Source organism: Kribbella sp. WER1, assembly GCF_054189145.1.
In genome coordinates this window covers 5966190-5979318 of record NZ_CM135186.1, presented here as the reverse complement: position 1 = coordinate 5979318, position 13129 = coordinate 5966190, and the positions used below count along the sequence as shown (strand labels likewise).

At 70.4% G+C, this 13129-nt stretch carries 11 protein-coding genes; 5 read left to right on the top strand and 6 right to left on the bottom strand.

The window, feature by feature from the left end; all coding sequences use genetic code 11:
* The first annotated feature begins 34 nt into the window (after positions 1–34).
* Entirely contained in the window at positions 35–1132 is a 1098-nt protein-coding gene (locus ACXJJ3_RS29080) for a hypothetical protein (RefSeq protein ID WP_458165021.1), read from the top strand.
* Here the strand turns inward: ACXJJ3_RS29080 and ACXJJ3_RS29075 are convergent.
* Both ACXJJ3_RS29075 and ACXJJ3_RS29070 read right to left on the bottom strand, forming a co-directional pair.
* A complete protein-coding gene (locus ACXJJ3_RS29075; RefSeq protein WP_458165020.1) occupies positions 1059–3137 on the bottom strand; it encodes a prolyl oligopeptidase family serine peptidase in 2079 nt (692 codons plus the stop codon). The two genes, ACXJJ3_RS29080 and ACXJJ3_RS29075, sit on opposite strands and share 74 nt — an antisense overlap.
* A 5-nt stretch (positions 3138–3142) precedes the next feature.
* On the bottom strand, positions 3143–4618 hold the full coding sequence (locus ACXJJ3_RS29070) for an NCS2 family permease (protein WP_458165019.1): 1476 nt from the start codon (positions 4616–4618) through the stop codon (positions 3143–3145).
* Positions 4619–4691: 73 nt separating this feature from the next.
* On the opposite strand from ACXJJ3_RS29070, the gene ACXJJ3_RS29065 reads away from it, so the two are divergent.
* Positions 4692–5000 carry a DUF2530 domain-containing protein gene (locus ACXJJ3_RS29065; RefSeq protein WP_458165018.1) on the top strand — a complete coding sequence of 103 codons (309 nt, stop codon included), beginning with the start codon at positions 4692–4694 and terminating at the stop codon, positions 4998–5000.
* A gap of 4 nt (positions 5001–5004) precedes the next feature.
* Here ACXJJ3_RS29065 and ACXJJ3_RS29060 read toward each other — a convergent pair whose 3' ends face one another.
* Positions 5005–5802 (bottom strand): DUF3027 domain-containing protein, encoded by a 798-nt coding sequence (locus ACXJJ3_RS29060; RefSeq protein WP_458165017.1) that lies wholly within the window; start codon positions 5800–5802, stop codon positions 5005–5007.
* Positions 5803–5909: 107 nt separating this feature from the next.
* Between ACXJJ3_RS29060 and ACXJJ3_RS29055 the strand changes: the two genes are divergently transcribed.
* Positions 5910–7727 carry an MFS transporter gene (locus tag ACXJJ3_RS29055; RefSeq protein ID WP_458165016.1) on the top strand — a complete coding sequence of 606 codons (1818 nt, stop codon included), beginning with the start codon at positions 5910–5912 and terminating at the stop codon, positions 7725–7727.
* 9 nt (positions 7728–7736) lie between these two features.
* Here the strand turns inward: ACXJJ3_RS29055 and ACXJJ3_RS29050 are convergent, their stop codons facing one another.
* A complete protein-coding gene (locus ACXJJ3_RS29050) occupies positions 7737–9278 on the bottom strand; it encodes an MFS transporter (RefSeq protein ID WP_458165015.1) in 1542 nt (513 codons plus the stop codon).
* Positions 9279–9377: 99 nt separating this feature from the next.
* Between ACXJJ3_RS29050 and ACXJJ3_RS29045 the strand changes: the two genes are divergently transcribed.
* On the top strand, positions 9378–10106 hold the full coding sequence (locus ACXJJ3_RS29045) for a TetR/AcrR family transcriptional regulator (RefSeq protein WP_458165014.1): 729 nt from the start codon (positions 9378–9380) through the stop codon (positions 10104–10106).
* Positions 10107–10108: 2 nt separating this feature from the next.
* On the opposite strand, the gene ACXJJ3_RS29040 is transcribed toward ACXJJ3_RS29045, so the two are convergent.
* Together ACXJJ3_RS29040 and larE are read right to left on the bottom strand one after the other, a co-directional pair.
* Complete coding sequence (locus tag ACXJJ3_RS29040; RefSeq protein WP_325038649.1) at positions 10109–10492, bottom strand: cold-shock protein; 384 nt, start codon at positions 10490–10492, stop codon at positions 10109–10111.
* A gap of 106 nt (positions 10493–10598) precedes the next feature.
* Positions 10599–12032: an ATP-dependent sacrificial sulfur transferase LarE gene (gene larE / locus ACXJJ3_RS29035; RefSeq protein WP_458165013.1), complete on the bottom strand. Its 1434-nt coding sequence runs from the start codon at positions 12030–12032 to the stop codon at positions 10599–10601.
* A 155-nt stretch (positions 12033–12187) separates the two neighbouring features.
* On the opposite strand from larE, the gene ACXJJ3_RS29030 reads away from it, so the two are divergent.
* Entirely contained in the window at positions 12188–13117 is a 930-nt protein-coding gene (locus ACXJJ3_RS29030) for a TauD/TfdA dioxygenase family protein (protein ID WP_458165012.1), read from the top strand.
* Positions 13118–13129 lie beyond the last annotated feature (12 nt).

The window sequence follows — 13129 nt, the reverse complement described above, 5'->3', positions numbered from 1 at the left end:
GGCTGGTATTCCTGGCACCGCTAGAGTTCGGCGCATGACTGCGCAGCTGGAGCGGTACGAGCAGCGGTTCCGGCGGGCGGGGCTGCCGCTGTTCATCGAGGACTTCTCGCCGACGCACGACATCTTCACCCGGGCCGCGCCGCTGCTCGTGGTCGTGTTCCTGATCGAGATGCTCGGCGCCACCTCGCTCGACTGGCACTGGTGGCAGAACCTGCTGGCCGCGCTCGGCGGGCTGATCGTGCTGGTCGTCGGCTTCGGGCTGCTGAACAGGTTCCGTGGGCGGCCGTTCTGGTCGTTGCCGACCCGCTTCGGGATCCCGGAGCTGGCGGTCTTCGTGTTCCTCCCGGCGCTGCTGCCGGTGGTCACCCAGGAGCAGATCCGGCAGTTCTTCGGCATTGCCTTCGGCAACCTCCTGCTGATCGGCGTGGTGTACGTCGTGGTCGGCTACGGCCTGATCGCGACGACGTACTGGGGTCTGCGGCGGCTCGCGACCGAGCTCGGGAACTCGGTCGCGAGCCTGATCCGCGCGCTCCCGCTGCTGCTGGTCTTCTCGCTGGTGCTGTTCGTGACCGCGGACATGTGGCAGGTCTTCGGCACCATGCCTGCCGCGTTCATCGTGCTGCTGATGGTCGCGTTCACCGCCCTCAGCACGCTGTTCCTGCTGATCCGGCTGCCCCGCGAGGTCGACGCGATCGAACGCGACGCAGGCTCCGGCCCACCGCTGCGCCGGAGCCAGCGGCTGAACCTGAGCATCAATCTGGTGATCCGCCAGTGGATGCAGGTCCTGGTCGTGAGCGCCGGCGTCGGCCTGTTCTTCGTCGGCTTCGGGATGCTCGCGATCAGCAAGCACGTCTACGACCAGTGGGGCGTCACCCCCGGCTCCTGGTCGTACGACATCACGCTGATGCACCACCCGCTGCTGCTCAGCGCGTCACTGGTCAAGGTCGCCGTCGGCATCGCGAACTTCACCGGCCTCTACTACTCGATCGCGCTACTCACCGACAACACGTTCCGCACCGACTTCCTCGACAACGTCAGCACCGAACTCCGCGACCTCTTCACCGCGCGGACGGAGTACCTGGCGCTGCGGGACTCAGGTGCGCCGACAGGAACGCCAGCTCCGAGCGCATGAGGCCGGCGGCGGCTGCGTTGCCTGCCATGTGGGTGACGTTGCTCAGTGGCAGGACCTGGTGGGGGCGGCCGGCGGCGGTCAGTGCGGCGGACAGGCGGAGCGTGTGCGCCACGAAGACGTTGTCGTCGGCGAGGCCGTGGACCAGGAGGAGCGGGCGGCGCAGGTCGGCGGCGTACGTCATCAGCGACAGGCGGTCGTAGACGTCGGGGTGCTCGTCCGGGTGCCCGAGGAACCGTTCGCGCCAGTGCGTGCCGTAGAGCCGTTGGTCGGCCGGTGCGGCGCCGGCGACGGCGGCATGGAAGTCGTCCGGTCGCAGCAGGACGGCGGCCGCGGCGAGCAGGCCGCCGTAGCTCCAGCCGCGGATGCCGACGCGGGTCACGTCGAGCGCACCCGTCTGTTCGGCGGCGGCGTGCAGCGCGGTCACCTGGTCCTCGAGCGGTGCCGTCAGGTTGTCGAGGTACACGGTCTTCTCCCACGCCGGCCCACGTCCCGGCGTACCGCGGCCGTCCGCGATCACCACGGCGAACCCGTGCTCCGCGAACCACTGCCCGGTCGCGAACGCCGCACTCGACCGGCGCATCACCAGTTGCATCGCGGGACCGGCGTACGGCGCCATCAGCACCGGGAGCGTGCCGCCCTCGTACCAGGACGGGAGCAGTACGGCGGTCCGTAGCTCGCGCTCGCCCGCCCGCAGCCAGGTGATCCGCGGGGTGACGACCGGTGTCGCGGCCCGGGACTCGATCGTGCGGTCGGGGCGGCCCGTCCGGCGGACGACGTACGACCGGCTGGACTCGGTGCTCGACTCGACGAGGTACGTGTCGCCGGAGCGGCTCGCGGTATGCGTACCCGGCTCGTCGGTGAGCCGGCGGAGCGTGCCGTCGTACAGCCAGAGGTGGTTCTCGGTCGGCTCGTCGCTCGCCTCGAACAGCACCTGCTCCCCGGTGACGTCGAGGACCCCGCGCACCTGCAGACTCTCCGGCGTGACCGGTACGTCGTCCACCGTCAGCCGCCGGGTGTCGCCGTCGTCGACGGTGTGCACGAGCTTGCCGGACGCTGTCCGGGCCGGCGTCCCGGGGATTAGCTCGACCCACGCCGGGTCTCGCTGCTCGTGCAGGAGCTTCGTCACGCCGGTGCCGGGATCACCCGCGAGGATCCGGAGCGTGCGCTGATCACGGGACTGTACGGCGAGCAGCGGCCCGTGCGCGTCCCACGTCACTGATGCCAGGTACTCGTACGCCGCTCGGTCCCAGCGCAGCTCGACCGCGCCGCCGGTCAGGTCGAACGCGTGCAGCGTGACGATCGCGTTCGGCGTACCGGCCGCCGGGTAGGCGACCTCGCGGGGCCGGCGGTCCGGGTTCGCGGGGTCGGCAATCCACCAGCGCTGCACCGGGGTCAGGTCGACCCGGGCCGCGAGCAACCTGGTCCCGTCCGGCGACCACCAGTGCCCGCGGGTGCGGCCCATCGACTCCGCCGCCTCGTGCTCGGCGAGACCCCAGCCGACCTCGGGGTCGTCGTCCACGCCCAACGCCAGGTCGTTGCCGTCAGCAAGATCGACGACGTGCAGCTCCCGGCCGGTGACGTACGCGACCCGGCGGCCGGTCGGGTCGATCCGCGGATCCACCACGCGGCCGGCGGTCCAGATCTCGCGGGGCAGCGCGGCCGTCCCGTCGAGGTGGTACAGCACGCCCTGGAGCGCGAAGACGAGCTGCCGGGCGGTCCGGTCGGCCGAGTACCCGACGATGCCGGACGCGTGCTCGCGGGTGCGTTCCCGCCGTACCCGCTCCGCGTCCGGGACCGCGCCGTCGGCGTCGAGGTCCTCCGGCGCCACCACGAGCTGTTCCTCGCCGTCCGCCGTGAGTTGCCACAGGCAACTGGTGCGGTCCTCCGGGCCGGTGGTCCGGAGGAACAGCACGTGCTCGTCACCCAGGGTGAAGGACTTGGGCAGGCCGTGGGTGAAGCGGCCGGTGCGTGCGGATTGGGCGGGGAAGTCCTCGAGCGGGTCCACCCTGCTCAGGTTAGCCAGTCCGTCAGCGGGCCGATCGCGAAGTACACCACGAACAGCGCCGAGACCACCCACATCAGCGGGTGCACCTGGCGGGCCTTGCCGCGGACCAGCTTCAGGATCACGTACGAGACGAACCCGGCGCCGATGCCGGCCGAGATCGAGTACGTGAACGGCATCAGCACGATCGTCAGGAACGCCGGGAACGCGACCTCGATGTCGTCGAAGTCGATCCCCTTCACCTGCGTCATCATCAGGAACCCGACCAGGATCAGCGCCGGCGTCGCCGCCTCGTACGGCACCAGCGTCACCAGCGGCGCGATCACCATCGAGATCAGGAAGCAGATCCCGGTCACCACACTCGCCAGCCCGGTCCGCGCGCCCTCGCCGACGCCCGAGGCCGACTCGATGAACGCCGTGTTGCTCGAGGCCGACGCGGCACCACCGGCCCCGGCCGCGACCGCGTCGACGATCAGGATCCGCTGCGAGTTCACCGGGATGCCGTTCTCGTCCAGCAGGCCGGCTTCGGCGCCGATCGCGGTCATCGTGCCCATGGTGTCGAAGAAGTCGGCCAGCACCAGGGTGAACACGATCAGCAGTGCCGAGACCACGCCGATCCGCTCGAACGACCCGAACAGGCTGAACTTGCCGAGCAGATCGAGGTTCGGCTTCGAGAACCACGTGTGCGGCAGCTCCGGGATGTTCAGGCCCCAGCCGCCCGGCTTCTCCGCCCGCGAGCCGAGATCGAAGATCGCCTGCAGGACGATCGCCAGCACCGTCGCGGAGACGATCCCGATCAGGATCGCACCCTTCACCTTGCGGACGTACAACCCGACGATCAGCAGCAGCCCGACGACGAACACCAGCACCGGCCAGCCGCGCAGCTCGCCGCCGACGCCCAACTCGACCGGCGGTCCGCTCGGCGCGGCCGGGCGCCGTACGATGCCTGCGTCGACCAGCCCGACGAACGCGATGAACAGGCCGATGCCGACGCTGATCGCGACCTTCAGCTGCAGTGGGACCGCCTCGAAGACGGCCTTCCGGAACTTGGTCAGGACCAGCACCAGGATGACCAGGCCCTCGAGTACGACCAGGCCCATCGCGTCCGCCCAGGTCATGTCCTTCAGCGCCGCGATCGAGAAGGCCACGTAGGCGTTCAGGCCGAGTCCGGCGGCCACGGCGAGTGGGAAGTTCGCCACCACGCCCATCAGGATCGTGAGCACGCCGGCCACGAAGGCGGTCGCGACCGCGACCTTGGCGATCGACACCGCCGGGTCCGTGCCGCCACCGATCAGCTGGCCCGAGCCGTCCTTGACGGTGCCGATGATCAGCGGGTTCAGCACCACGATGTAGGCCATCGTGAAGAACGTCACCAGCCCGCCACGGACCTCGCGCCCGAGCGTGGAACCGCGGTCACTGATCTTGAAGAACGAGTCGAGTGGACCGGACAGGGAGCGGGCCTTCGTGCCCTGGGGCGAGCTCATGACCCGCATAGTGCCAGTTCCTACCGGGCAGTTGCGAGCACTTACGTCAAACCGTTGCCGTTAAGCTAGGGGCGTGACGGAGGAGGCTGCATCCAAGAAGCGCACCGACCCGACGAGCCAGCTCGCCCGCGGTGAGCTGGTGCACGCCGAGGTCAAGCCGCTCGACCTGTCCGGCATCCCGAGCGTCCTCACCGGGATCGCGCTCTGGGTGGTCGCGTTCGTCGTCCTGCTGATCTTCCGCGGCCAGTTGAAGGACGACGGCCTCGACTGGTGGCTCTGGGTCCCCGTCGCCGGCTTCGTCCTCGGCCTGATCGGACTCTGGTACTGCAAACGCCGCTGGACCGCCATCCAAGCCGGCCACCGCCCCGCCACCGAAGACTGAAAGGTCAGTCCTCGGACGGAGCCAGTTCGAGGGTGTCGTAGCCGGTGGTGTCGAAGGCGTGTTCGGGGGTGGGGTGGTCGGTGTTCTCGATGGTGGCGTCGGAGTGGGCGCCGCAGCCGTAGTCGTACGCGACGACGCGGGCCTCGCCCGGGGCCATCTCGTTGGCGCAGACGCCGAACGCCTGGCCGAGGCTGTCGGCGAGGCGGATCCAGTAGCCGCAGGAGTGGCACTTGTACGGGACTGCCTGGGCGATCGCGGACGTCGGCCCGAAGTCCCCGGCGTACCAGCGCTCGGCCGCGTCCTCGCGTCCGATCGGCGACAGCACGCGCTCGCGTCCGAGGCCGAGCTCCTCGACGACCGTGAGCACCTCTTCCGGGGCGTCCGCGGTGTCGGTGAAGCCGGGCTCGAGCCGCGGGTCGTCCGGCAGCGTCGGGAACAGGTCGCCGGGGCGCAGGTCGCCGGGCTGGACGCGATCCGACCACGGGACCCACTGCGGCGCGACCACCGCGTCGTCGCCGGGGAGCATCACGACCTCGTTGATCGTGACGGTCTTGGCCCGGGACGCGCGGGTCAGCGTGACGGCCCAGCGCCAGCCCCGGTACCCGGGGTGCGCGGAGGCGAAGTAGTGCGTGACGAGACGCTCGCCCTCGACCAGGTGACCGAGGTGTTCCCCGACCTGCGCGGCACCGGCCTGGGCACCGCCGGCCTGGGCGATCGCGGCCTCCCGGGCCGGTTCGACCGCCGCGACGCAGACGGCGTCGGGCTTGGCACGTACCGGTTCGGGCGATTTGACGGGAGTCACAATCGCCCATTCTCGCATGCCGCCTGCCGTACGCCGAACCGCCCGTGCGACCGGCTTCGTACGCGCCGTGCCTGCGGTCTGTCCCCGGGAGGAGGCAGGATGGTCTCATGCACTCCCCCGACCCGTCCGACCCGAACGCCCGCGAGGATCGCGGAGCGACGACCGGTCACGGCCCCGGGCCGGGGAAGTCGGGCCGGGAGCGCGTGGGAGAGGCGCGGGAACGCGTCGGAAGTGCGGGCAAGAAGGTCGGTAGCGCCGGGAAGAAGGTCGGGCACGCCTCGAAGGTCGGCGCCGAAGGAGTGGCGTCCGCCTCGAAGAAGGCGGCGACCGTCGGCGGGCGCTTCGGGCGGGCGACCGGGCGGCGGATCCGGGGGCTGACCAACGCGCAGGGCGCGGGCGAGTCCGGCCTGTCGCGGCTGATCGAGCTCGGCGCGGTGAACGCGGCCGGTGACACCGCGTTCGCCGTCTCGCTGGCCGGCACCGTGTTCTTCACCGTCCCGAGCGACCAGGCGCGGGACCGGGTCGCGCTGTTCCTGCTGCTGACGATGGCGCCGTTCGCGTTGATGGCACCGCTGATCGGGCCGATCCTCGACCGGTTCCGGCACGGCCGGCGCTGGGCGATCGGCGCGACGCTCGGCGCCCGCGCGTTCCTGGTGTGGGCGTTGGCGTCGTCGATCACGAGCCACAACTCGGTCTGGCTGTACCCGGCGGCCCTCGGCTGCCTCGTCGCCTCCAAGGCGTACGGCGTCACCCGCGCGTCCGCCGTACCGCGGCTGCTGCCCAAACAGATCACGCTGGTCACGGCGAACTCCCGGATCTCGCTCGCCGGCGTCGCCGGCGGCGCGATCGGCGCCGGGCTCGCCGGTGCGTTCGCCGCGATCGGCCCGCAGTGGTCGCTGCGCTGGGCGGCGCTGGTGTACATCGTCGGCCTGGTCCTCGCGATCCGGCTGCCGAGCGCGGTCGACTCCCCCGCCGACGAGGAGGTCACCGGTACGGCGGGGCGGAACGCCCGCAAGCGCGCGATCACCGCCGCGGTGTCGCGCGGGATCCGGTGCAACCTCGGGCTGCGGTTCGTGTCCGGGTTCCTCACCATGTATTTGGCGTTCCTGCTCCGCGACCAGCCGATCAGCGGGGTGAAGGGCGCGGTCGCGGCCGGCGCGGTGATCGCCGCGGCCGGGATCGGGAACAGCCTCGGCACCCTCCTCGGGTCGTTGCTCAAGGCCCGTAAACCTGAGGGTGTGGTGCTGGTCGTGCTGCTCGCGGACGCCGCCGTGGCGGTCGCGGTCGCGGTGCTGTACGGGTTGCCGATCCTGGTCGCGCTCGGGCTGGTGGCCGGGTTGTGCAGCTCGCTCGGGAAGCTGTCGCTGGACGCGATGATCCAGCGCGACGTCCCGGAGTCCGTGCGGACGTCGGTGTTCGCGCGGTCGGAGACGGTGCTGCAGCTCGCGTGGGTGATCGGCGGCGGGTGCGGGATCGTGCTGCCGTTGATCCCGCGGCTCGGGTTCGGATTCCTCGCCGGGGTCCTGCTGATCGTGGTCTTCCTGGTCCTGCGGATGCGCCCCGCGCCGCGCCCGACCGAAGGCCCGCTGCGCCCCGGCGGCCTCGGCGGCCCGCGTACGGACGGCCCGCACCATCCGCACCGGCACCCGACGTACGACGAGCACCCTGACAGCACGTCCCGGACCATCCTCAGCGTCGCCGAACAACGCGCCAACCGCGCCCGCCGCTCCGACACCCAGGACGAGCCGACCGTCGAGTGGCGCACCGGCACCCCACCCCCCGAGCCGCCGGTCGGCCGCTGGTGGAGCGGCCAACCGGAAGAAGACGAGAACACCGCCGAAGACCCGGCCCCCTGGTCCGAGGAACCCACCGAAGAACGCCACCACCCCAAACGCCGGGGCCTCCCGCGCCGCCCACCCCGCTAGCCGTCCTCGTCAGGGAGCAGGGACCAGGTCAGCCTGCTCGGCCGCAGGCTCTTCGGCCGGCTTGGTGTTGCGGAGGGTGAGGGTGGTGGTTACTGCGGTGGCCAGCAGGAGGATGGCGCCTACCAGGGCGACTGTGTTCATGCTGTGGGTGAAGGCGTGGCGGGCGGTGGTCAGGACGGTGTCGGCCAGTTCCGCGGGGAGGTGGGCGGCTGCGGCGGTGGCGGCGGGGAGGCCTTCGCGGACAGGGGTTGTGACGGCGGCGGGGAGGTTGGGCGGTACGTCGGAGCGGTAGACGGCGGTGCCGATCGAGCCGAGGATCGCGATGCCGAGGGCGCCGCCGAACTCGGAGCAGGTCTCCATCACCGCGGACGCGGACCCGGCGCGCTCGGGGGCGACCGAGCCGACGACGGCCTCGGTGACCAGGGTCATCACCATCACCAGGCCCGCCGCGAGCAGACCGGCGCCGACCAGCGGGACGGCGAGCGACGAGTCGACCCGCACCTGGGTGAGTACGCCGTACCCCGAAGCCGCGAGGACGAACGCCCCGCCGATCACGTAGGCCCGGTCGAACTTCCCGGCCAGCGCGGTCGCGAGCGGAGCCGCACCGCCGACGAGCACCGACGGCGCCAGCGACCACAGCGCGGCCTTCAACGGCGACAGCCCGTGCACCAACTGCAGGTACTGGGTGAGGAAGACGGCGTTCCCGACCAGCGCCAAGGTGCCGATGGTGTTCGCCGCCAGCGACCCGCTGAACGCCCGGTTCCGGAACATCGACAGGTCCACCATCGGGTGCTCCGCGGTCCGCTGCCGCTGTACGAACAGCACCCCGAACACCAGCCCGGCGACGATCGCGACCACCGGCAGCGCCGACACACCGTGCGCGGCGATCTCCTTGATCCCCCAGATCACCGGCAGTACGCCGGCCAGCGACAGCACCGAGCCGAGCAGGTCGAACCGTCCGCGCACCGGCGCCTTGAACTCCGGCAGCAGCACCGGCGCGAGCACCACGAGCAGCACCATCGCGGGAGTGTTGATCAGGAACACCGAGCCCCACCAGAAGTGCTCCAGCAGGAACCCGCCGAGCACCGGCCCGAGGGTGATCCCGCCCATCATCACCGCGCTCCAGAACGCGATCGCCTTCTGCCGCTGCTTGGCGTCGTGGAACATGTTCCGGATCAGCGCCAGGGTCGACGGCATCAGGGTCGCGCCGCCGATGCCGAGGATCGCGCGGGCGGCGATCAGCTGCTCCGGGTTCTGCGCGTACGCCGCGGCGACGGACGCGAGGCCGAACCCGACCGCGCCGAACAGCAGCAGCTTGCGACGGCCGATCCGGTCGCCGAGCGAGCCCATCGTGATCAGCAGGCCGGCGAGTACGAAGCCGTAGATGTCGAAGATCCACAGCTGCTCGGTCGCGTTCACGCCGAGGTCGGCGCTGATGAACGGGACCGCGAAGTACAGCACCGAGACGTCCATCGAGACCAGCAGCAGCGGCAGTGCGAGCACGCCGAGCGCGATCCACTCCTTGCGTCCCGCCCGTTCGTTCGTACCCATGACGACCCCTCCGGTTATCTGTCTATGCCGCACACTGTGTGCGTCATACACAGACCATACACATGACTGTCTATGCTGTAAACAGATAGAGTGATCTCCATGGAAGAGCTACCGAGGGTCCTGCAGCAGCTCTGGGGTTTCGAAGGCCGGAGCCGGCCCGGCCCCAAGCCGGCGTTCCACATCAGCGACATCGCGCGCGCCGCGATCAAGCTCGCCGACGCCGGCGGGCTGGGCGCGCTCTCGATGAGCAAGGTGGCGGCCGAGCTCGGCTTCACCACGATGTCGCTCTACCGGTACGTCGACGCCAAGGACGACCTGTACGTCGTCATGCTCGAGCACGCGTTCGGCGACCCGCCCGCGTTCGTCCCGGGGCGCGGCTGGCGGGAGCAGGTCACCGCCTGGGCGGAGGCGTTCCGCGACGGGTTGCGTGCGCACCCGTGGATCCTGCAGATCCCGATCCAGGAGCCGCCGCTGTCACCGCACCAGCTGAACTGGATGGAGGCCGGCCTGCAGGCGTTCGACGGTACGCCGCTGACGCCGCAGGACCGGCTGTCCGCGATGCTGCTCGTGAACATCTACGTCCGCGGTACGGCGCAACTCACCGCGAACATGCTGACCGAGCCGGACGCCATCCAGGAGGCCGACCGGCTCTACACGCAGCGCCTGACGATGCTCGCCACGCCGGACCGGTTTCCGGGCATCGCCGCGACGCTCGAGGTCCCGCCGGACGAGGGCTACGCCGGGGACTTCGACGCGGCCGAGTTCGGGTTCGGGCTGGACACCGTGCTGGACGGCATCCAGTCCCGGATCGATCGGCTGGAGGGCTGAGCTCAGACGTCGAGCTTGTCCGCCACGCCGCGGAGCACGGTCGCGACCTGGCGGGCGGACTTGTTGTCGGGCTGCCGGCCGCGGCGGTAGTTCTCACCGAGCCGGTCGAGGAGTTTGATCAGGTCCTCGATGACGACCTGCATCTCCTCGGGCTTCGGGCGCATCGCCTTCGCGACCGACGGCGGCGGGTCGATCAGCCGGACCTGCAGGGCCTGTTCGCCCTTGCGGCCCTCGACGACGCCGAATTCCACCTTCTGCCCCGGCTTCAGGTTGGTCACACCCGACGGCAAGGCCTCGGCGCGGACGTAGACGTCCCCGCCCTCCTCCTTGCTGAGGAATCCGAACCCCTTTTCGGAGTCATACCACTTCACCTTGCCAACGGGCACGGGAACCTCTTCAGTCGTCAAAGTCGGAATCGAAAACCAAGCGTACGTGAAGCTGCGCAACCACGCCTCCGGGAAACTACCTGATCCGGCAGCATCCCCGCACCCCTTAAAGGTTTCGGTACTTTTCGGGCTCCGGCAGCCGCTCGTTCATCGACCCGGAGCGGAATCCGCGCGGGTCCACCTGCGCGGTCGCGAACCCTTCCGCGACCACCGCGTCGACGAGTTCCTGCTGGTCGACGCGGTCCAGCAACGCCGCGTCGATCTCGATCGAGGCGCTGTCGCCCAGGTCGCGGACGCGGACGTTCTCGACGGCGTACGACGAGAGCTTCGCGCGTACCACCTGCTCGGCGCGGTCGACCCGGACGAGCAGGTTCGGCGTGATCCGGATGCCGTACGCGATCCGGCTCGACAGGCAGGCCGCGGCCGGCTTGTCGGACGTCTCCAGGCCCCAGCTGCGCGACGCGGTCCGGATCTGCGCCTTGGTCAGCCGGGCGTCCCGCAGCGGTGTCAGCGCCCCGCGTTCGAACGCGGCCCGGATCCCCGGCCGGAACCCGGCGATCGCGTCGTCGGCGTTCGTGCCGGTGGCGATCGCGGTGATGCCGTACTCGTCCGCGAGCGGCTGCAGCGTCTCGATCAGCTCGGCCTTGCAGAAGTAGCACCGGGCACCGGAGTTCGCCTGATACCCCTCGCGCTCCATCTCGTGCGTGTGCGGGGTGACGTGCCGGACGCCGATACTGTCCGCGAACCGCGCGGCCGGCTCGAGCTCGGCGGCCGGCAGCGACGGCGACACCGCGGTCGCCGCGATCACGTTCGCCGGGCCGATCGCCCGCGCCGCGGCCGCCAGCAGGAACGCCGAGTCGGCGCCGCCGCTGAACGCGACCACCATCTTGTCGTACGACGACAGCCGTCGCATGAGCGCCTCGAGCCGCTGCTCGAGCACGTACTCCTCCAGCCACGCGGGGAACTCGGTGAGGTCGTTCAGTACGACGTCAGCGCCGTACGCGCGCAACTCGTCCGCGGTGAACGGCCCGGTCGCGACCGATACCGCGACCGCACCGGCCGCGTGCGCGCCGTCGATGTCCGCGGTGTGATCGCCGACGAAGACCGTCGCCTGGTGCTCGCGCAGCGCCGTACCCTTCTCGGCGCCGTGCAGGTCACCGACCGGCTCGTCGACGTCCAGCCCGAGGTGCTCCAGGTGCAGGCGGACGGACGGCGTGTACTTCGCGGACACCACCATCGTCCGGCCGCGGAGCGCCCGGATCGCGGCCAGCGACTCGGCCACCCCCGGCAACGGCAGGCTGCCCGAGATCGCGTGCGCCGGGTAGTGCTCGCGGTACCGCGCGACCATCGCGTCGACCTGCTCGGGCGGGAACCAGTTCGCCATCTCCCAGGTCAACGGCGGCCCGAGCCGGCTGACCACCAGGTCGGAGTCGATCGGCACGCCGGTCTCCGCGGCCAGCAGATCCCAGACCGCCTGGATCCCCGGCCGCGAGTCGATCAACGTCATGTCCAGATCGAACCCGACCACCAACTCCGGCACGTCGGCGGTATCAGGGGCAGGTTCAAGAGCGGCGGTCGACACGCCCCCAACACTACGTGACCCGTCACGCACCTGATCCCACATCCCGAAACAGCTCTTAAGTCTACTAATTCGATTGGATTATGGAACTTCACCGATCGTGAGGGAGCGACAGCATGACTGCACAACTGCAAGCACCGGAGATCACCGTCGCCAAGGTGGGCGGCGCCCTGGGAGCAGTGGTCGGCAACGTCCGGCTCGGCGGGGACCTGGCGCCGGAGACGGTGGCGGCGATCCGGGGCGCGCTGCTCGAGCACAAGGTGATCTTCTTCCGCGAGCAGCACCACCTGGACGATGCCGGGCAGCTCGCCTTCGCGAAGCTGCTCGGAACGCCCACGCTCGCGCACCCGACCTCGAAGAGCCTCGACGGCGCCGCGAACGTGCTCCCGATCGACTCCGACTTCAGCAAGGCGAACAGCTGGCACACCGACGCCACGTTCGTCGACCGGGTGCCCGCGATCAGCCTGCTCCGAGCGGTGACGCTCCCGGCGTACGGCGGCGACACCACCTGGGCGAACACAGTCACGGCGTACGCGAACCTCCCGCGCGCGCTGCAGGCGCTGGTCGACCGGCTGTGGGCGGTTCACAGCAACGTGTACGACTACGCCGGCCACGCCGACGAGGGGCGGATCGGCGGGGTGGACGTCAAGTACGAGGAGCACCACAAGCAGTTCGAGTCGAAGCTGTTCGAGACCGAGCACCCGGTGGTCCGTGTGCACCCGGAGACCGGCGAACGCGCGCTCGTGCTCGGTCATTTCGTACGGCGCTTCGTCGGCCTCAGCTCGGCGGAGACCACGGCACTGTTCAACCTGCTGCAGAACCGTGTCACCAACAACGACAACACCGTCCGCTGGCACTGGCAGCCCGGCGACCTGGCGATCTGGGACAACCGTGCGACCCAGCACTTCGGCGTCGCCGACTACGACGACCTGCCGCGCCGGCTGCACCGGATCACGCTCGCCGGTGACGTCCCGGTGAGCGTCGACGGGGTCCGCAGTACGCCGCGGACCGGCGACGCCTCGCACTATTCCGCCCTTGACAATTGAGGACACACTGTT